Genomic DNA, 18595 nt, shown 5'->3' with positions numbered 1-18595 from the left:
AGTCGGAGGGTTCAGGCGCGGCCGCGCCAGGGCACCGCGAGCCGTTCCGCGCCCTTGAACAGCGCGTCGAGCAGGATCCCGGAGACGCCGATGGCGATGATCCCGGCGATGACGACGTCGGTCTGGTTGAAGCGCTGGGCGTCGCGGATCATGCCGCCGATGCCGGGCACGCCGTTGACCGTCTCGGCGGCGACGACCGAGGTGTACGCGACGCCGACGGCGATCCGTACGCCCGTGAGGATCTCGGGGAGTGAGGCGGGCAGCCGTACGGTCAGCAGCAGGGAGACGGGCCCGGCGCCGAGCGCCCGCGCGGCCTCCACCAGGTCGCCCGGGACACCTCGGACCGCCGCGGCGGTGGCCGCGGCGATGGGCGGCAGCGCGGCGATGACGAGCAGCCAGATCTTCGGGGACTCGTCGATGCCGAACCAGATGACCAGGAGCGAGAGGTACGCCAGCGGCGGCAGCGTCCGCAGGAAGGTGACCGCGGGCTCCAACACCACGGCGAGCGGCTTCACCACGCCTATGAGGAGCCCGAGCGGAACGCCGACGAGCGCCGCGTAGCCGGTTCCGACGCCGATCCGCCGCAGGGACACCGCCAGGTGTTCGACGAGGAGGTGGCCGCTGTAGCCGCGTACGCCCTCGTGGACGGTCGACGCCTGCACGAAGGCGTGCCACACATCGCCGGGCGACGGGACGAGGACGCGGGGCCACAGGTCCGCCGCGACCACCGCCTGCCAGGCCGCGAGGAGCACGACGAGCGCGAGGAGGCGCAGCGCGGTCCAGCGCAGCGCGGCCGCCGCGGCCCACGCGCGCTTCCCTCTGGCCGGGACCGCCACTTCGTCGGGCCCGGCCCGGCCCGGTCGGACCTCCTTGACCAGTGTCATCCCGCCGCCTCCACGAGCGCGCGCAGCCGGGGTGCGACCTCTTCACCGACGCGGTAGGCCTCTTCGAGGTGTGGATAGCCGGAGAGGATGAACTCGTCGACGCCCAACTGCCGGTACTCGAAGAGCCGTTGGGCGACCTCCTCGTGCGAGCCGACCAGTGCGGTGCCGGCCCCTTCGCGGACGAGACCGATGCCGGCCCACAGGTTGGGCGCGACAGTCAGGTTCTCGGCCGATCCGCCGTGCAGGTCGGTCATGCGGGCCTGCCCGGTGGAGTCCATCCGGGCGAAGCGTTCCTGGGAGGCCCGCACCGCCTCGGGGTCGAACCCGGCGAGAATGCGGTCCGCTTCCGACCAGGCCTCGGCGGCCGTGTCGCGGGTGATGACATGCAGGCGGAGACCGAAGCGGAGGGTGCGCCCGAGGACGGAGGCCTTGGCCCGCACCCGCTCGATGCGCTCGGCGACCGCGGCCGGGGGCTCGCCCCACAGCAGTTGCACCTCCGCCTGCCGGGCCGACACGTCCTCGGCGGCGGGGGACGCACCGCCGAAGTAGAGCGGGATACGTGAATCCAGGGCGGGGTCTTCCAGCCTGGCCCCCTCCACATGCACGTGCCGCCCGTCGAAGTCGACAGGCTTGCCGTCGAGCAACGCCCGTATCACATGCATGAGTTCGCGCGTGCGGACGTACCTCTCGTCCTTGGGGAGCTGGTCGCCGTACGCGAGCTGCTCAGCCGGATCTCCGCCGGTGACCACATTCAGCGCCACGCGGTCGCCGAACAACCGCCGGAAGGTGTCGGCCTGTTGGGCGAGGAGCGTCGGCTGGGCGAGTCCGGCGCGGAAGGCGACGAGAAAGCCGATCCGGTCGGTCACCGCCGCGATGGCCGACGTGAGCACCCACGGATCCACACAGCCGAGGCCGACCGGCGTCAGCAGCTTGTCGAACCCCGACTGCTCGGCGGCGCGGGCGACTTGGGCGAGGTAGCCGAGGTCGGCGCTGCGCCGGATCGCGCTCGCGGTGCGGCCCTGGACGGCGGTGACGGCGCCGGGATCGCGGCCGTCACCTCCGGTGGGCAGGAACCAGTGCAGTACGGGGGCAGGGCGGGAGGACATGCGAGAGGCACCTCTGGTGAGGGGGCGGACGCGGACGCACCGCATCGCGTGGCGGGCGGGAGCGCGCGCGACGACCCCGTGTCCGGGGCCGTGAAGAACAGACGTGATGACCCCGCCGGCAGGGCCGTGGAGGTAAGAAGGGGGCCGTCAGCGGCGCGCGGGGTTGCGGATGATCAGCAACAAGCCGTGCGGCAACAGGAGTTCACCCGACAGAGCATCCCCGAAACACGCAGCAGATCCACGTGGCGACGGGAGACGAGGGCGGGGTTCATGGACGCATCCTGACCTGCGGCCGGCGCCGACGACAAGCATGATCCACCATGTGGACACGATCATCTCAACATGCGGCACCGCCCTGCATTGGCCCGGGCCGCGGCACGCCTGACGCACAGTGACCCGGCGTCCCCCCGCGTCTGACACACCGCGAACCGGTACCACTTCCGGGCCTGACGCACCGTGCCCCGGCGCCGCCCGCGGACCTTACGCGCCGCTCCCCAACGCACCTGCCACGCCTGCCACACCGGCACCCGGCACCCGGCACCCGGCACCCGGCACACCTACCGCGCCGTCCTCCATGGCCAGGACCGCGCGAGATCTCACCCGGCGGGCCAGATCAACGCACCAGGGCAATACACCTAGCGCGTCGCCTGGAACGTGCGCCGGTACGCCAGCGGCGAGACACCGATCGCCGCGTGCAGATGCTGCCGCAGGGACGCGGCCGTGGCGAAGCCCACTTCACCGGCGATCCGGTCCACCGGCAGATCGCTGGACTCCAGCAGATGACGCGCCCTCGCAACCCGCTGCTGGGTGAGCCACCGACCGGGGCTCATCCCGGCCTCGTCCCGGAACCGTCGGGCGAACGTCCGCAGACTCATCTGCGCATGGTCCGCGAGCTCGGCCAGCGTCAGCGGCAGGTCGAGGTGGTCGAGTGCCCACTCCCTGGTGGCTGCCGTACCGGCGACGGACGCCTCGGGAACGGGCTGCTCGATGTACTGCGCCTGCCCACCTTCGCGCCAGGGCGGCACCACACACCTGCGCGCCACCTGGTTGGCCACCTCGGCGCCGAAGTCCTGTCGTACGACGTGGAGGCAGACGTCCACGCCGGCGCCCGCGCCGGCGGAGGTGAGGATGTCGCCGTCCTCGACGAAGAGCACATCGGGGTCGAGCTTCACCTGCGGGAAAAGTTGCCGGAACCGGTCGGCCAGGACCCAGTGCGTGGTGGCCCGACGCCCGTCGAGCAGACCGGCCGCCGCGAGGACGAAGGCGCCGGTACAGATGGACATGATGCGGGTGCCGGGCGGGATGTGCGCGAGCGCGGCGGCCACCGGGTCCGGGAGCACGGTCCCGTTGGGCGGGTATTCGTCGACCGGCGGGATCACCACGGTGTCGGCCGCGGCCAGCGCCTCGGGGCCGTGCTCGACGGTGATCAGGAAATCGGCGTCCGTGCGCACCGGTCCCCCGTCGACGCTGCAGGTGCGGATCTCGTACCGGCCGTCCGCGGCACCGAAGATCCGCCGCGGAATGCCCAGCTCGAACGGGTGCACCCCGTCGAGCGCCAGCACCACGACCCTGTGCACACCGTCAGGACCGCCGACATCACCGACGTCGCTGCCACCACTGCCACTCCTGCCACTCCTGCCACCGCTCATGGCACGATCCTATCGAATGGTGGCAGTCATGCCATTTTCTCGGGCGGTCGGCCACGGCACGCTGGAGCCATGAGCACTTCAGAGAACACCGCACCCACCACATCCACCACGCCCGTCGCGCCCGTCGCACCCACCATGCGGGCCATCAGCCAGGACACCCTCGGCGGCCCCGAGGTGCTGAAGGAGGTCGAGCTCGAACGCCCGGCACCGGGACTGAGCGAGATCCTTGTCAGGGTCCATGCCGCAGGCGTCAACCCGACCGACTGGAAGCACCGGGCTCTCGGCATCTTCCTCGGCGAACCGCCTTTCGTCCTGGGCTGGGACGTGTCCGGCGTCGTGGAGGAGACGGGTCTCGGTGTGACCCTGTTCAAGCCGGGCGACGAGGTGTTCGGCATGCTGCCCTACCCGCACGGCGTGGGTTCGCACGCCGAGTTCGTCACCGCGCCCGCCCGTGCCTTCGCGCACAAGCCGACCGAGGTCGACCACGTGCAGGCGGGCGCCATTCCGCTCGCCGCTCTGACTGCCTGGCAGGCCCTGGTCGACACCGCCCAGGTGCAGCCGGGGCAGCGCGTCCTGATCCACGCCGCGGCCGGTGGTGTCGGCCACCTCGCCGTGCAGATCGCCAAGGCGCGCGGCGCGTACGTGATCGCCACGGCCAGCGCGGCCAAGCACGACTTCGTGCGCGGTCTGGGTGCCGACGAGCTGATCGACTACCGGACGACCGACTTCAGCGAGGCGGTCCGCGACGTGGACGTCGTCCTGGACACCATCGGCGACGACTACCGCACGCGGTCCCTGCCCACGCTGCGCCCGGGCGGTCTGCTGGTCTCCATTCTGCCGACCGGCACCACGGAGCTGGCCGAGGAGGCCGAGCGGGTCGGCGTGCGGGCCGTGGAGATGCTCGTGGAGGCCGATCACGCCGGAATGAACGCGATCGCCGACCTGATCGCCACGGGCAGACTCCGCGCGACGATCGCCGACACCTTCCCGCTCGCCGACGCCGCCAAGGCACACGAGCTGGGCGACACCGGCCGTACGACCGGCAAGCTGGTCCTCGTCGTGCGCTGAGCACGTCCGCTCGCTCGTCAGCCCATGGTCGGGTCCCCCTTGATGAGGGCGAAGGTGGCGCCGAACGGGTCCTTGACCATGGCCATGCGGCCGACACCGGGCACGTCCATGGGCGGGAAGAGCGTCGTGGCACCGCGCTCGGTGGCGGCCGCGTAGGTCGCGTCGCAGTCCTCGACGCCGAAGTACGGGTGCCACTCGGCGCCGGATCCGGCGTCGAGGTTCTCCTGCTGGAGCTGCATGATGCCGCCGTGGCCCGCCTCGCCCACGTCCGCGGAGCCGGCCGGGGCGATGACCGTGTACTCGGGGCCGCCCCCGCCCGTCGGCATGTCCTGGTAAAGCCAGGAGAACACCTGGCCGTAGAAGTCCTTGGCCGCGCTCGTGTCGGCCGTGTAGAGCTCGGTCCAGCACAGGGCGTTGGGCCGCATGACCGTTTCGAGACCCTGGACGTCACCGGGCTGCCAGACCGCGAACTGCGCACCGGCCGGATCGGTGAACGCGCCCATCCGCCCCGAGGTGAAGACATCGCCCGGGGGAACGCGGACCGTGCCTCCGGCCGCCTCCACCGCCTTGGCGACACCGTCCGCGTCGGGGGTGTGGAAGTAGACCGTCCAGGACGGGGAGGCACCCTCCTCGGTCAGCGGACCGGCGGCGGCCACGGTCTTGCCGTCGAGCTGGAAGAACCCGTAGCCGCCCCCCTCAGGTCCGGCGGACCGGAAGGTCCAGCCGAACACGCCGCCGTAGAACGCGGCGGCCGCGTCCACGTCCGGCACGCCGAGGTCGAGCCAGTTCGGCGCGCCCGGTACGTACGTCGTCGAAAGCATGATCACGCCTTTCGTGTACTGACGAATCCCGATGCAAGCCAGACTGGCAGCCCTCACTGACAATCGCCGCCCGCGGCACGCTCTGCGCGGGTCGCGGGCGGTGCCGGTGCCTGCGCCTGTTATCCGAACTGGCCGGGCTGGTAGTCGCCGGCGGGCTGCTGAACGAGGACGTTCACCCGGTTGTAGGCGTTGATCAGGGCGATGAGGGACACCAGCGCGGTGAGCTGGTCCTCGTCGTAGTACTTGGCCGCGTTCGCCCAGGCCTCGTCCGAGACACCGCCACCCGCGTCGGCGATACGGGTGCCCTGCTCGGTCAGCTCCAGGGCGGCGCGCTCGGCGTCGGTGAACACCTTCGCCTCGCGCCACGCCGCGACCATGTTGAGGCGCGTCTGGTCCTCCCCGGCCGCCGTGGCGTCCTTGGTGTGCATGTCGGTGCAGAAACTGCAGCCGTTGATCTGGCTGGCGCGGATCTTCACCAGCTCCTGCGTGGCAGCCGGAAGCGTCGAGTCCGTCACCACCTTGGCGCCCGAGTTGATGTGCTTCAGGACCTTGGCCCCGACGTGGTTCGCGAAGAGGTTCAGGCGGGCTTCTTCCATGGCGAGCTCCTAGTTCGTGCCGGTGGTTACATCCCTCTGACGGAGCGGCTCGGCGCGATGTGACGAGTCCAGATGTGACGCGCGTCACACAGGCGCTTACTGGCCTGCCCTCGGCAGGCGGACGACCGCTGTTCCGCGCTCCAGATCCACCATGGTCCGGTTCGGTGGCGCCCCGTCCTCGTCGTCGTCCCGCAGAATCAAGGCCGACTGCCGCTCCTTCAGCTCACTCTGTTTGCCCGGAGAAAAACTCGCGTGGAGCTGCTCGAACCCGGTCGCCGATATCTGCCCCTGCCGCGCGCCGTTCCGCCACGGCAGCAGTCCCGCGCGTCCCGCCCGCAGAACCAGCTGATCGGCGAAGGCCACGACAGTCAGCAGGATGGCCAGACCAGGCAGAGTCATGAAGACGACAAGTCCCATGGCGCAAAGTATCCACGGCGCCCCTTTCCAGGCCGGGCGCCTGTGGCGAGAGACCCGCCGCCGGCGCCCCCGACAGGCAGTCTGCATGTCCGGCCCAGGTACCGCATGGCGGAGATCCCGGTAGCTTGGCCCCATGCCCTCTGCACTTGTTGTTGGTTACGACCCGGCAGCGATTCCCGGCGTCGACGCGGGAGCCCTTCGCAAGGGTCTTGACGAGGAGTTGGACCGGTTCGGCGAGCACGGCATCGATGCGGCCATGGCGCTGGTCGTGTTCGGCGATTCCGCCGAGTCCGTCCTCGTTGCGGCGCTGACGGAGCGCCCGTGGGACGTGGTGGTCGTCGGCGGTGGGATCCGCAAGACGGAGCAGCTGCTGCCGCTCTTCGAAGAGATCATGAACCTGATCCGCCTCCATGCGCCCCAGGCCGCGATCGCGTTCAACACGAGCGGTGGCGACAGCGTCGAGGCGGCACTTCGCCGGATGTGAAGTCCGGCCGGCGCGAGCGTGGCGAGCAGGGCGGGCTAGAACGACGCGGCAAGGGCCGCAGGGCGGACGCCGTAGCGGCTAGGCGGCCTTCGGCAGGTTCAGGTCGCGGTTGACGGCGCGGGCCGCGCGCTCGACGGTCGTGACGCCGTTCTCCATCGTGCGGTTGCCCTGGGAGAGCACGGCCATCCCGTAGTCGTGACCGCCGCCGGTGAACACGCCGACACTGTGCACACGCCAACCATTGGTCGACAACGGCACCCAGCCGTTCTTGACGTGAACGGTCACCGTGCCCGGAGCGCCGGCCGGCGCTCCCCAGCGCTGATCCGGGACGACCCGGTTCATCAGCCGCAGGGCATAGGCCCGGGCGCGCTCGCCGAGCACGTGGTTGTCCGAGGTCAGCAGGCGGAGCAGCTTCACCTGGTCGCCGGCCGTGATCTGGGTGCGACCCCACTTGCCCTTCGGGCCGGGCACCGTGTCCCGCATCCCGGCCAGGTCGAGGAAGTGCTGGATGCCGGCGTGGCCGATCTGATGCCAGAGGGCGTTCGTGGCGGCGTTGTCCGACTTGGTGATCATGGCCTTGGTCAGGTCGACCTCGCGTGAGGTCAGGAGGCGGTGCTCCTCCGCGGCCTGGCGCAGCAGCGCGCCGAGGATCGTGACCTTGACGACGCTCGCCGAGTCGAAGGCCGTGCTCGCCCGGAACGTGCACGAGGTTGCCGTGGTCCGGTCGTAGAGAGCGAGCGCCGAGGCCTTGCCGTGCCCGTGGAGCGCGGTGGCTATGTCGCGCTCCAGGCGGTCCGCCAGTCCGGGCCGGCGGGAGGCGCACGTCACCGGGGAGCCTTCGACACTCGTACCGGCAGCGCTCGTAGCGGCAGCGCTCGTAGCGGCAGCGCTCGTAGCGGCCGCCGTCCGCGCATGGACCGGGGCGGCGGCCGCGATGGCGGTGAGCGCCGAGCCGGCGGCGAGGGCCGCGGCCAGTCCCCGCTTTGCGCGTCGCGTCAGCGGCATGTGCGTTCCCGGCATGGAGGTTCCGTCCTGCTCTGTGTCTGCGGTCGCATCGGCAGGTGGTGCTCGCCGTCGGCGGCGAGGTCGACGTCCTGCGACACGGTCGGAGTTTCGGTCGAGGCCCCACACCGGGGGTTCGCGCCCGCCGGTGGGGAGGTCCGTCCGTTGCACTCGGTGAAGGCGCTTCGTTGCGCGCACCGGGCGTTCGGCCGTCGGATGAGCGACCCGGATCCCGAATGACGGCGACGCTACAGGGACGGAGAAGTCGGCCGGGCGAAGAGTGGGCAGATATGCCCGCTATGGGCGTTTTGGCGGCGTGTGATGTTGCTCATCGCCTGATTTGTCACCAAAGCGGAGATCGGGTCGGCGGGCAGGGAGTGCGGAGAAGGGGGATGTGGCCGGTCAGGGGCGTGGATGCCGGGCCTCCTACGGTGATCGACATGCACCCCGCGTCGGCTCTCCGCCACCTCGACAGCCCCTTCGTCAACTTCCGGGACTTCGACTTCGGCGAGGGCTCCCACGGGTACCGCTGGATCAACACCAAGCGCTTCGGTCTCCCGACGGACACACCGGACGACCGGGCCCTCCTTGCCGCCCTGATCGCACACCCTCAGTTCCGGGACACGTACGACGGCGCCGGTGTCCCGGACTGGCCGCGGCACGGGCAATGGCGGCTCGAGCACATCACCCCCGGCGCGTACCAGGCAGTCGACGCCTCCACGGCAACGACCTCGTCCGCAGCTGGGCCGGCCGGCACGGCGACGTGCCACAGGAGCTGGAAGCGCGGCTGGAGGAGCACCTCTACGCCCCGATCCGCACGGCGACCGGCCGATACGTGCTGGGCGTACCTCCCGAGGACGCCCTCCACGACTACGACCCCATCCACATCGACTTCCACGAACTGGTCCTCATCGACCGGCTTGCGGCCACCCCCCGGGCCCTGCTCGTGGCGTCGGACGACTAGAGCATTCCGTGCGGTGGCCGAACAGGCCGTAACCGCATGGGTGGGTGAACTGACCAACTCGCATGGGTGGTTGAAGAGGCCACCCACGCGGCACCCGTACGACGACGACACGCACCCCCCGTACGCATACGCTTGTCCGCCCTTCCCGGCTCGCATTACCGTGCAGCGGTGGATCTCTTCTCACGCTCCTGGACGGCATTGCGCACCGCCGTCGCCGAAGTCCCGGACGAAGACTTCGAGCGGCCCTCCGGCTGTACGGGGTGGCTCGTGCGGGATCTCGTGTGCCACCTGGTCATCGGCGCCCAGGACGTCCTGATCACCCTGGTCACGCCTGCGGACTCCGAACCGACCGTGGACGCGGTCACGTACTGGGGCATCGTCGAACCCCCGACCGGCGAGGACCCGCTCGACGCGCTGATCCCCCGGCTGGCCGCCGCCTACGGCGAGCCTCGGTGGCTCAAGTTCCATTTCGACGACGTCGGTTCCGCGGCGGGCCGCGCCGCCCGACTCGCCGATCACGCCGCCCGCGTCAGCACGCGCGACGAGGTCCTGACCGTCGGCGACTTCCTCTCCGCGTACGTCCTCGAATGGACCTTGCACCACCTCGATCTGATCGCGCACCTGCCGACCGCCGCCGAGCCACCCGCCGAGGCCCTCACGGCGGTTCGCGCGACGCTGGAGAAGATCGCCGGGACCCCGTTCCCCGCCTCGTTCACCGACAAGGACACACTGCTGGTCGGCACCGGGCGCCGCACACCGACCGACGAGGAGAGAGCCGCGCTGGGCGATTTCGCCGCGAGGCTCCCGCTCGTCATCGGCTGAGCGAGAGGTCGCGCAGCGGGCGGGCGGAGCCGCGTTCGATGGCGCGCACGCCGGGCGTGACCGGGTTCGGTAGCGCGCACGGCCCCCGGCATACACGGGCTCGCGCCAACGCGACGTCCGAATGCCGCCAGCGCTCGTTCGCGCGGGCAGCGAGTATCGGTCACGTCGAAGGTCCCTGCCTGCGGCCACGCGTCGCACTCCGGTGACGCCTCGGCCGCACCCGGCGGGGCAGCACCTCGGGCCCGCCCCGTTCCGCCGCGCGAGAGACCCCTGCCTTGAACCATCTGAACCAGCACACCCCCGCCCCGGACACACTCTTCAGCGACCACGCGCCGACCGGGGCACCGCCGCACATCCCGCACGACCCGACGATCCCGCCTCTCAGCGAACTCAACTGGGCTGATCTTTATAGCCAGTTGAACGACGAAGGTGTCGCCGTCACCCCGCCTCTGCTCTCCCGCGAACAGTGCCAGGAGATCATCGACACGTTCGAGGAACCCGGACTGTTCCGGTCCACCGTGGTCATGCAGCGCCACCAGTTCGGCCGCGGCACGTACAAGTACTATGCCGACCCCGCCGCCGTACCACTCGTCCAGATCCTTCGTGAGCGGCTCTACCCGCCGATGGCGTGGATGGCCAACCAGTGGGCGCCTCAACTCGGCGAGCGCGCCTTCCCCGGAACGCTGGACGAGCTGATCGACGAGTGCGCGGACAACGGTCAGAAGCGCCCCACTCCGCTGATCCTGCAGTACGGCAAGGGCGACTACGCCTGTCTGCACCAGGACATCTACGGCGACATCGTCTTCCCGCTGCAGATCGCCGTCATGCTCAACCAGCCCGGTGAGGACTTCACGGGCGGCGAGAACGTGTTCGTCGAGCAGCGCCCGCGCTTCCAGTCCCGCGCCATGGTGGTCAAGCCGCAGCTCGGCCAGGGCATGATCTTCCCGGTCCGCCACCGTCCGATCCGCGGCAGGAACGGGTTCCACCGTCACCCCATGCGGCACGGCACGAACGCCGTCGCGTCCGGACACCGCAACACCCTCGGCCTCATCTTCCACAACGCCCGCTGACCGGCCTCGCCGGGCCCGCCGCCCCTCACAACAAGGACCGACCTCCGTCAATGTGATGTCCGAATCCCGCCAGACATACCGGCGCACAAGGCGCATAGTCGGCAGCAGGACATCACCGTACGAGGAGACCTGGAAGGAACAGACCCCATGACCGTCTACACGACGCTCGACAGCCCGCTGGGTGAACTGCTGCTCGTGGGCGAGGAGTCGGCCACCGCGAAGGGCGGCACCGCACTCGCCGCGCTGACCGTACCGGGCCAGAAGAACGGCGCCGTCGTCGAGGACGACTGGGCCGAGGACGCGGACGCGTTCGCCGAGATCACCGCGCAGCTGCGCTCCTACTTCGACGGCAGGCTCACGCACTTCGACATCGAGTGCACCGGCAGCGGCTCGGAGTTCCAGCAGCGGGTGTGGCAGGCGTTGGAAGCCATCCCCTACGGCAGCACCCTGACCTACGGCGACGTCGCCGCGCGCATCGGCGCCCCGAAGGCCGCCGTCCGCGCCGTGGGTACGGCGATCGGCGCGAACCCACTGCTCGTCGTGCGCCCCTGCCACCGCGTGATCGGCGCGAACGGCGCCCTCACCGGTTACGCGGGTGGCCTTGAGCGCAAGCGGCAGCTCCTGGACCTGGAGAGCCCTCGCCGTACCGCCTGAACGTGAGACCGCATGAACACTCCGACTCGACTCCCACCACTCCCCGGCTCCGATGGGCACCCGTACCGTCCGAGCCGGGGTGACACCACCGAGACCCGAGGATCCTCACCATGCTGGACACCACGCGCCCGACGGGCCCGGTCACGGACCGCGTCGCCCACGAGGAGTGGGGCGCCCTGGCCGACGAGCTCAACACCTACGGAAACGCCCCTACCGGCCGCCTCCTCACGCCCGAGGAATGCCGACGGATCGCGGACCTCTACGACGACACCGACCGCTTCCGCACCACCGTGGACATGGCCCGCCACCGCTTCGGCTCCGGGCAGTACCGCTACTTCACCCATGAACTGCCCGACCTCGTAGCTGATTTGCGGGAGGCGTTCTACCCGAGGCTGCTCCCCGTCGCCCGGGACTGGGCCGACAAACTCGGCAAGCCCGCACCCTGGCCCGACTCACTCGACGAGTGGATCGGGATGTGCCACGCGGCCGGGCAGGACCGCTCGGCCCAGATTCTGCTGCGGTACGGGCCCGGCGACTGGAACGCGCTGCACCGCGACGTGTTCGGCGACATGCTCTTCCCGCTCCAGGTCGTCATCGGCCTCGACGCACCGGGAACCGACTTCACCGGTGGCGAGTTCCTGATGACCGAGCAGCGCGCCCGCGCACAGTCGAGGGGATCGTCCACCACCCTGCTGCAGGGCCATGCGCTGATCTTCACCACCCGCGACCGGCCCGTCGCCTCGAAGCGCGGCTGGTCCAACGCCCCCATGCGGCACGGCGTGAGTACCGTGCGCAGCGGCCGGCGGCGCACCCTCGGGCTCGTCTTCCACGACGCGGCATGAACCCCGACGACCGCCCGCCCGCCCCGTACGAGCCCGGGCGCACATACACATTGCTCGGCCGGAGCGGCACGCCCTCCCTGAGCGCGACCCCGGGAACGCTCGGCGGGCACCGGCGCGGGCGCCTCTACGGGCGTCTGGACTGCCCGTCCGCGCTGCGGGCCGTCTCCCGAGGCCACTACGTGAAGCACCGGGTGTTCTTCCCGGACGAGGCCACCGCCGTCGCGGCCGGATTCCGGCCGTGCGCGGTCTGCCTGCCCGAGGAGTACGCCCGCTGGAGAGCCGACCGAGAGAGCAGCCACCACGCCATGAACAACCTCTCCGACCGGGAGTCGTCCCGCTCACCCCTGATCAGCCCCAAGGATCTTGCCGCGCACGGCGACCTACCTCAGCCATCCCCGCACACCACTGCCGAACTCGCCGCACTCGTAGGCCTGTTGACGCGCCCGAAATCGCGGATCGAGACCGTCGCCGTGGGGCACAGCCGCGACGAGGCGTCCCGTGCGGCCGCCGGCGCGTTCGCCGCCGCGTGGACGGCGCGGGGCGGCAAGGTCCTCACGACCGTCGACTGGCCCGAGAGCGCGGCCTCCTGGCTGCGACCGGCCACCCGGCTCACGGCCGGACTCCCCGACGCATGGGTGGTGGCCGCGGCCCCGCTCGGCTTCGCCCAACTGGCCCGCCGCCTGCGTCGCTCCACCGACTGGGACCCGTCCCGCACCTACGCGTTCGCCTCCCTCAGCGACTCACGCCTCCCGGCACTCACCGGCCCGGACACCTTGCACGGCCTGCGCGGAGCCACCGCAGACGGCGGCACATGGGAGATACGCCGCGGCTGGGTGACCGCGTACGATCCCGTCGACCCGACCTCATGACCGCGCCGACGGCACCTCTCCGCGAGACGGAAACCGCAGCACTCCGTACAATTTGGCCCCGAACGATACCCTGCCCGGAACGCGCCGCGGTGGCGCCGAAGGAGTGTGCTCGTGCCAGGCCAACGATCCATCACCGAAGCCGAGAAGCTGGCAGAGGCGAAGCTCGGTGGAATGCCGGTCCGCCATGAACAGATGGCGGTGGTGGCCAACATCTACCGGGCCGCCTCGGCCGTCCGTCAGCACCTGGAGAACTCGGTCCTGCGCGAGGCCGACCTCACCTGGACCTCGTTCGTCGTGCTCTGGGTGATCTGGGTCTGGGGCGAGTCCGAGACCCGCCATGTGGCCGAGGAGGCCGGCATCTCCAAGGGCACGCTCACCGGGGTCTCCCGCACGCTGGAGGCGCGGCGTCTGGTGCGGCGTGCCGGGCACCCGAGCGACGGCAGGCTCGTGCTGCTCAGCCTCACGGACGAGGGTGAGGAGCTGATGCGGCGGGTGTTCCCGAAGTTCAACGAGGAGGAGGCCTTCGTCGCCGGGCAGCTCAGCGACGAGGAGTGCCGCAGCGTCGCGGACGGGCTGCGCCGGGTGGTGCTCCAGGTCGAGGAGCACGGCGAGGAACGCCGGCTCGCCCTTCTGGACGGCGCCGAGCCGGCCCCCCGCCGCAGCGGGCGCCGCCCCAAGGCCTGACCGGCGCCACGGGAGGCGTCAGCCGTGAGCGCGCGCCGCCCGGATCAGGGCGTCGAAGACGGCTTGCTGGGCGCCGTCCTCGTGTGCCCTGTCCTCCGGATGCCACTGCACGGCGGTGAACCAGCCGCGCGCTTCCGGGAGTTCGAGCGCCTCCACCGTTCCGTCGGCGGCGCGGGCGGTGACTCTGAGCCCCGAGCCGAGCCGGTCCACCCGCTGATGGTGGTAGCAGGACGCGTCGACCTTCTCGGTCCCGGTGGCCTGTTCGAGAAGCGAGAGGCGCTCGATCGCCACCGGGTGCACGATGTGCCGGTGCTCGCGCTCGGGGCCGCCCATGTCCTGGTGCAGCGTGCCGCCGAGCGCGGTGTTGACCACCTGGAGTCCCCGGCAGATCGCGAGTAGCGGTAGCGCGGCGTCCAGGGCCTGGCGGGCGAGTTCGAGGTCGAAGGCGTCCTGGGTGTCGTCGACGTCGTAGACGCTGGCGTGTGCCGCGGCGACTCCGTAGCGGTGCGGTGCGATGTCGCCGCCACCGGGCAGCAGCAGGCCGTCGAAGCGGGCCAGCCGGGCGGCCACCTCGCCGGGGTCGGCGGTGCCGCCGGGTGCGTGCGGGTGGAGGGTGACCGGTTCCCCGCCGGCGTTCCAGACCGCCTCGATCAGGGCGCGGGCGTTGACCTCCGCCGCGTACCGAAGTGCCGAGGTGGAGGCGGCGAACCGGGCCGGTACGGCGATGAGGGGCCTGGGCGTCACAGCTGGATCCAGGTGGTCTTGAGTTCGGTGTACTTCTCGATGGCGTGGGCGGACTTGTCCCGGCCGTTGCCGGACTGCTTCATGCCGCCGAAGGGCACCGTGAGGTCGCCCTCCTCGTAGCAGTTGACCCACACCGTTCCGGCTTTGAGGGCGCGGGAGACCTGGTGAGCGGTGGACAGGTCGGAGGTCCACAGCCCGGCGGCGAGTCCGTACTCGGTGGCGTTGGCCAGGGCGACGGCCTCGTCGAGGTCGTCGAAGGTGAGAACGGACAGGACGGGGCCGAAGATCTCTTCGCGGGCGAGCCGCATTCCGGGGTTCACCCCGTCGAAGACGGTCGGCTGCAGAAAGCTGCCGCCGGTGTCGGTCAGGGTGCGGGTGCCGCCGGTGCGCAGCCGCGCACCCTCGCTCGTGCCCGTGTCGATGTGGTCGAGTACGCGGCCGAGGTGGGCCTCGCCGACCAGGGCGCCCATCTCGGTGGCGGGGTCGAGGGGGTCGCCGACACGCAGTTCGCCGGCCCGGCGCACGATCGCCTCGGTGACACGTTCGGCGACGGAGGTGTGGACGAGGAGGCGGGAGGGTGCGGTGCACATCTCGCCCTGGTTGAAGAAGATGCCCCAGGCGGCGGTCGCGGCCGCCTTCTCCAGGTCGGGGGCGTCGGGCAGGATGATGTTGGGTGACTTGCCGCCCAGTTCGAGCCAGACGCGCTTGAGGTTGGAGTCCGCGGCATAGTGCAGGAAGTGCCGTCCGACGGCCGTCGACCCCGTGAAGGCGAGGACGTCGACGTCCGGGTGCAGTCCGATGGCGCGCCCGGCGGTGGGGCCGTCGCCGGTGACGACGTTCAGGACGCCGGGGGGCAGGCCCGCCTCGGTGGCCAGCCGCCCCAGGTGCAGCGCCGACAGGGGCGAGTTCTCGGAGGGCTTGAGGACGACGGTGCAGCCGGCCGCGAGCGCCGGGGCGACCTTCCAGGAGGCGATGGTCAGGGGGAAGTTCCACGGGACGACCGCGCCGACGACTCCGGCCGGCTCGCGGGTGACGAGGGCCAGCGCGTCGGGCGCGGTGTGCGGGGACTCGTCGGTCAGCTTGTCGGCCAACTGTCCGTAGAAACGGAAGGTGTTGACGGCGGCGCGCAGCTCGATGTCGTACGCGTCCGTGATGGGCTTGCCCATCTCCAGGCTCACCGTGAGAGCGAGGCGGTCGCGCCGCTCCTCCAGGAGGTCGGCGAGGCGGAGCAGTGCGCGGCCGCGGTCGGCGGGTGCGAGGCGGGGCCACGGGCCGGCGTCGAAGGCGCGGCGCGCGGCGGCCACCGCGGCGTCGACCTCGGCCGCGCCCCCGTCCGCCACCTGCGCGAGAACCTGTCCGTCACGGGGTGACACGGCCGCGTAGGTTGCGCCGCCGCCCGGTTCGTCGGCGCCGTCGATGTGGTGGAAGCCGGACAGGTCCAGCTCCTTGGCGCGGCTCAGCCACTCGTCGTGGGTGAGTTCCAGCATGGTGTGGCCTCCGGCTCACTGAATGTGTTTGAGGTCAAATGAAATCGTGTCCGCGTGTCGGGGTGCGCGGCGACATGTGCGTCGGCGCACCCCGACAGGGAGCGGACGGAGTCAGGCCGTCGCGCCCGGCCGTGCGCGGACGGCCCGGGCCGCGACGGCGCTCAGCACGAGGACGGCCGGGACGCTCAGCACGAGCCAGGTCGCCGTCTCGGCCGAACCGCCGATGAGCGTCGTGAAGTTGGCCAGGATCACCCAGATCGCGCCACCGATTCCGAGCGCGCCCAGGGCCGGTGCGATCAGCGTGTTCCAGGGGCGGGTGTCGAGGCGTTCGCGGCGGAAGAAGACGATCACGGAGACCGACGTCAGGAAGTACAGCAGCATCATCGCGAGGACGGCCACGCCGCTGAACCAGGAGAAGAGGCTCAGCACGGGGTCCTTGCCGAGCAGCGCGAACGGCACGACGAGCAGCAGCGCGAGCGCGGTCTGCACGGTGCCGGCGGCCCAGGGCGAGTGGCGCCGGTTGAGCGTACAGAGCCTGCGCGGGAGCACCCCTTCACGGCCGAGCGAGAACAGATAGCGGTTGGCGGAGTTGTGGAAGGCGAGGATGCCGGCGAAGAGCGAGGTGGCGAGCAGGACCGGCAGGACGTCACCCGCCCAGCCACCGAACAGGTCCGCGACGGGTGAGAGGACGAACACCACGCCGTCGCCGCCCGCCAGCGCCTTGCCCGCGGCCGCAGGAGCGTGCGAGGCCCCGTAGGCGGAGACGAGCATCCAGGAGGTGAAGGCGAAGAAGCCGGTGACGACGGCGACGGACAGGTACGTGGCGCGCGGGACGGTCTTCTTGGGCTCACGCGCCTCCTCTCCGTAGATCGCGGTCGCCTCGAAGCCGAACATCGACGCCACCGCGAACATCAGCGCCACCCCCGGTGCCCCCTGCAGCGCGGCCTTCGGCGAGAAGCTCTCGGCGAAGCCGAGTCCTTCCGGGCCGCCGCCCTTGACCAGGGTGACCAGCGCGAAGACGAGCAGGATGCTGAACTCGGCGAGGACGAAGACCGCGAGCACCTTGGCGCCCATCTCGATGCCCGCGGCGCCGAGCACCTGGACGATCACCATCGTCACCACGGCCCAGACCCACCAGGGCGCGTCGAGGCCCGTGTACTGCGCCACCAGCCCGCTCACGATGGACCCGTAGAGCCCGTACATGGCGGCCTGGATCGTGCAGTAGGCGAAGAGTGCGACACCGGCGCTGCCGGTACCCGTGGTCCGGCCGAGGCCCCTGCCTATGTACGTGTAGAAGGCGCCGGCGTCCACGACATGGCGGCCCATGGCGACGAAGCCGACCGAGAAGAGGAAGATCACCGCCCCTGCCACGGCGTATCCGGCCGGGGCGCCCGCGCCGTTGCCGAGGCCGACGGAGATGGGGAGGGCGCCTGCGATGCCGGTCAGCGGCGCCTGCGCGGAGAGGACGAAGAAGAGGATGCCCACGACGCCGAGGGCGTTGGACTTGAGCTTGCCTGCTGTGGGCGGGTCCTGCACGGTCTGTTGCCTTGCGACCGTCTGACTGTCCACGCGGATCACCTGCCGGGGATGAGGGAGGGGCGATTCGTTTCAGGCCAAACGAGTTGCCCCATAGTCGGATGGGACCCGGCGTTTGGCAAGGCCCTGCGGGATGGTTCCGGCCGGGGCCCCGCCTGCCCCCTCGAACCCGTGGGTGGCGAAGGGTCAGCCGTCGTCTTCGGAGTCGGCCCCGAGCCCGCGCAGCAGCGACCTCAGCTCCTCCAGAGCGGCTTCGGTCATCTCCGGTTCGCCCAGCACCAGTTGGTGCAGGACGAGGCCGTCCAGCGCGGCGAAGACGAGCCGCATGAGGGCCGGGCTCGCGTCCTTCGGGAGCATGCGGTTCAACTCGCGCTGGGCCGCGTCGAAGTACTCGTCGTACAGGGTGCGCAACGGCGGCAGCAGCTCCGGCCTGCGCCGGGACTCCAGCATCAGCTCGTACTGGAACGCCTGCAGGTCCGGGTTGGCGGCGACCATCTGCGACAGCCCCGCCGAGAAGTCCGCGGTCCTGCCGGTGCCGGACTCCATGGCGCTGGTGTGCAGGCTGGTGTGCACCGTGTGGGCCAGCGCCGCCTCGATGAGCGCGTCGCGGGAACCGAAGTGGTGCACGACCAGACCGTGGGTGACACCGGCCTCCTCCGCGACGGCGCGGTAGGTCAGTCTGCGCAGGCCACCGCGGGCCACCACCCGCACGGCCGCGCTCAGGAGCGCGTCACGGCCCGCTCCGTAGTCCAGCCGTTTGCGCGCCTTGCCACGAGGGCTTCGGCTGATCTTCTCGTCTGGCGCTTCGGCGGATTCGGTCACGTCAGGGACCCTACCTAGCCCGCGGTGGCTGCCGGTCGATCGTGCAGCACCGCGCTCGGGGCGCCGCGCCGGGC

21 protein-coding genes are annotated in these 18595 nt (G+C 71.0%); 9 read left to right on the top strand and 12 right to left on the bottom strand.

Annotated features, from left to right (window positions below):
* Nucleotides 1-11: 11 nt before the first annotated feature.
* The 4 genes from LGI35_RS40845 to LGI35_RS40835 form a co-directional block, all read right to left on the bottom strand.
* Nucleotides 12-884 (bottom strand): ABC transporter permease, encoded by an 873-nt coding sequence (locus tag LGI35_RS40845; protein ID WP_227299471.1) that lies wholly within the window; start codon nucleotides 882-884, stop codon nucleotides 12-14.
* Entirely contained in the window at nucleotides 881-1990 is a 1110-nt protein-coding gene (locus LGI35_RS40840; RefSeq protein ID WP_227299470.1) for an LLM class flavin-dependent oxidoreductase, read from the bottom strand. Before LGI35_RS40840 ends, LGI35_RS40845 begins: the two co-directional genes overlap by 4 nt.
* A gap of 173 nt (nucleotides 1991-2163) precedes the next feature.
* On the bottom strand, nucleotides 2164-2262 hold the full coding sequence (locus LGI35_RS46700; RefSeq protein ID WP_376567007.1) for a putative leader peptide: 99 nt from the start codon (nucleotides 2260-2262) through the stop codon (nucleotides 2164-2166).
* 363 nt (nucleotides 2263-2625) lie between these two features.
* Nucleotides 2626-3639 (bottom strand): GlxA family transcriptional regulator, encoded by a 1014-nt coding sequence (locus LGI35_RS40835; RefSeq protein ID WP_227299469.1) that lies wholly within the window; start codon nucleotides 3637-3639, stop codon nucleotides 2626-2628.
* Nucleotides 3640-3774: 135 nt separating this feature from the next.
* On the opposite strand from LGI35_RS40835, the gene LGI35_RS40830 reads away from it, so the two are divergent.
* Nucleotides 3775-4707: an NADP-dependent oxidoreductase gene (locus LGI35_RS40830; protein ID WP_227300727.1), complete on the top strand. Its 933-nt coding sequence runs from the start codon at nucleotides 3775-3777 to the stop codon at nucleotides 4705-4707.
* A gap of 17 nt (nucleotides 4708-4724) precedes the next feature.
* Here LGI35_RS40830 and LGI35_RS40825 read toward each other — a convergent pair whose 3' ends face one another.
* The 3 genes from LGI35_RS40825 to LGI35_RS40815 form a co-directional block, all read right to left on the bottom strand.
* A complete protein-coding gene (locus LGI35_RS40825; RefSeq protein ID WP_227299468.1) occupies nucleotides 4725-5528 on the bottom strand; it encodes a VOC family protein in 804 nt (267 codons plus the stop codon).
* Nucleotides 5529-5647: 119 nt separating this feature from the next.
* The gene (locus tag LGI35_RS40820; RefSeq protein WP_227299467.1) at nucleotides 5648-6124 is read right to left on the bottom strand and encodes a carboxymuconolactone decarboxylase family protein; all 477 of its coding nucleotides are present in this window, start codon (nucleotides 6122-6124) and stop codon (nucleotides 5648-5650) included.
* 96 nt (nucleotides 6125-6220) lie between these two features.
* Entirely contained in the window at nucleotides 6221-6541 is a 321-nt protein-coding gene (locus tag LGI35_RS40815; RefSeq protein ID WP_227299466.1) for a DUF6191 domain-containing protein, read from the bottom strand.
* A gap of 133 nt (nucleotides 6542-6674) precedes the next feature.
* Between LGI35_RS40815 and LGI35_RS40810 the strand changes: the two genes are divergently transcribed.
* Nucleotides 6675-7025: a hypothetical protein gene (locus LGI35_RS40810; RefSeq protein ID WP_227299465.1), complete on the top strand. Its 351-nt coding sequence runs from the start codon at nucleotides 6675-6677 to the stop codon at nucleotides 7023-7025.
* A 78-nt stretch (nucleotides 7026-7103) separates the two neighbouring features.
* Here LGI35_RS40810 and LGI35_RS40805 read toward each other — a convergent pair whose 3' ends face one another.
* The gene (locus LGI35_RS40805; RefSeq protein WP_227299464.1) at nucleotides 7104-8030 is read right to left on the bottom strand and encodes a serine hydrolase; all 927 of its coding nucleotides are present in this window, start codon (nucleotides 8028-8030) and stop codon (nucleotides 7104-7106) included.
* Nucleotides 8031-8694: 664 nt separating this feature from the next.
* On the opposite strand from LGI35_RS40805, the gene LGI35_RS40800 reads away from it, so the two are divergent.
* The 7 genes from LGI35_RS40800 (at nucleotide 8695) to LGI35_RS40770 (ending at nucleotide 13932) form a co-directional block, all read left to right on the top strand.
* On the top strand, nucleotides 8695-8991 hold the full coding sequence (locus LGI35_RS40800) for a hypothetical protein (protein WP_227299463.1): 297 nt from the start codon (nucleotides 8695-8697) through the stop codon (nucleotides 8989-8991).
* Between the two features lie 168 nt (nucleotides 8992-9159).
* Entirely contained in the window at nucleotides 9160-9813 is a 654-nt protein-coding gene (locus tag LGI35_RS40795; protein ID WP_227299462.1) for a maleylpyruvate isomerase N-terminal domain-containing protein, read from the top strand.
* Between the two features lie 275 nt (nucleotides 9814-10088).
* A complete protein-coding gene (locus LGI35_RS40790; RefSeq protein WP_227299461.1) occupies nucleotides 10089-10883 on the top strand; it encodes a 2OG-Fe(II) oxygenase in 795 nt (264 codons plus the stop codon).
* 147 nt (nucleotides 10884-11030) lie between these two features.
* Nucleotides 11031-11537, top strand: a complete 507-nt coding sequence (locus LGI35_RS40785; RefSeq protein ID WP_227299460.1) for a methylated-DNA--[protein]-cysteine S-methyltransferase — start codon at nucleotides 11031-11033, stop codon at nucleotides 11535-11537.
* A 110-nt stretch (nucleotides 11538-11647) separates the two neighbouring features.
* On the top strand, nucleotides 11648-12379 hold the full coding sequence (locus LGI35_RS40780) for a 2OG-Fe(II) oxygenase (RefSeq protein WP_227299459.1): 732 nt from the start codon (nucleotides 11648-11650) through the stop codon (nucleotides 12377-12379).
* Entirely contained in the window at nucleotides 12376-13248 is an 873-nt protein-coding gene (locus tag LGI35_RS40775) for an Ada metal-binding domain-containing protein (protein ID WP_227299458.1), read from the top strand. The genes LGI35_RS40780 and LGI35_RS40775 overlap by 4 nt, the downstream gene beginning before the upstream one ends.
* A gap of 111 nt (nucleotides 13249-13359) precedes the next feature.
* Nucleotides 13360-13932, top strand: coding sequence for a MarR family winged helix-turn-helix transcriptional regulator (locus tag LGI35_RS40770; protein ID WP_227299457.1), 573 nt, complete (start codon nucleotides 13360-13362; stop codon nucleotides 13930-13932).
* An 18-nt stretch (nucleotides 13933-13950) separates the two neighbouring features.
* On the opposite strand, the gene LGI35_RS40765 is transcribed toward LGI35_RS40770, so the two are convergent.
* The 4 genes from LGI35_RS40765 to LGI35_RS40750 form a co-directional block, all read right to left on the bottom strand.
* Entirely contained in the window at nucleotides 13951-14676 is a 726-nt protein-coding gene (locus tag LGI35_RS40765; protein ID WP_227299456.1) for a gamma-glutamyl-gamma-aminobutyrate hydrolase family protein, read from the bottom strand.
* Nucleotides 14673-16163: an aldehyde dehydrogenase gene (locus LGI35_RS40760; protein WP_227299455.1), complete on the bottom strand. Its 1491-nt coding sequence runs from the start codon at nucleotides 16161-16163 to the stop codon at nucleotides 14673-14675. The genes LGI35_RS40765 and LGI35_RS40760 overlap by 4 nt, the downstream gene beginning before the upstream one ends.
* Nucleotides 16164-16274: 111 nt before the next feature.
* A complete protein-coding gene (locus tag LGI35_RS40755) occupies nucleotides 16275-17732 on the bottom strand; it encodes an APC family permease (protein ID WP_227299454.1) in 1458 nt (485 codons plus the stop codon).
* A 153-nt stretch (nucleotides 17733-17885) separates the two neighbouring features.
* Complete coding sequence (locus LGI35_RS40750) at nucleotides 17886-18521, bottom strand: TetR/AcrR family transcriptional regulator (protein ID WP_227299453.1); 636 nt, start codon at nucleotides 18519-18521, stop codon at nucleotides 17886-17888.
* Nucleotides 18522-18595 lie beyond the last annotated feature (74 nt).

The sequence above is a fragment of the Streptomyces longhuiensis genome, assembly GCF_020616555.1.
Taxonomy (GTDB): Bacteria; Actinomycetota; Actinomycetes; order Streptomycetales; family Streptomycetaceae; genus Streptomyces; species Streptomyces longhuiensis.
The sequence above is the reverse complement of the archived record's forward strand: the minus strand, read 5'-3'. Positions and strand labels throughout refer to the sequence as shown.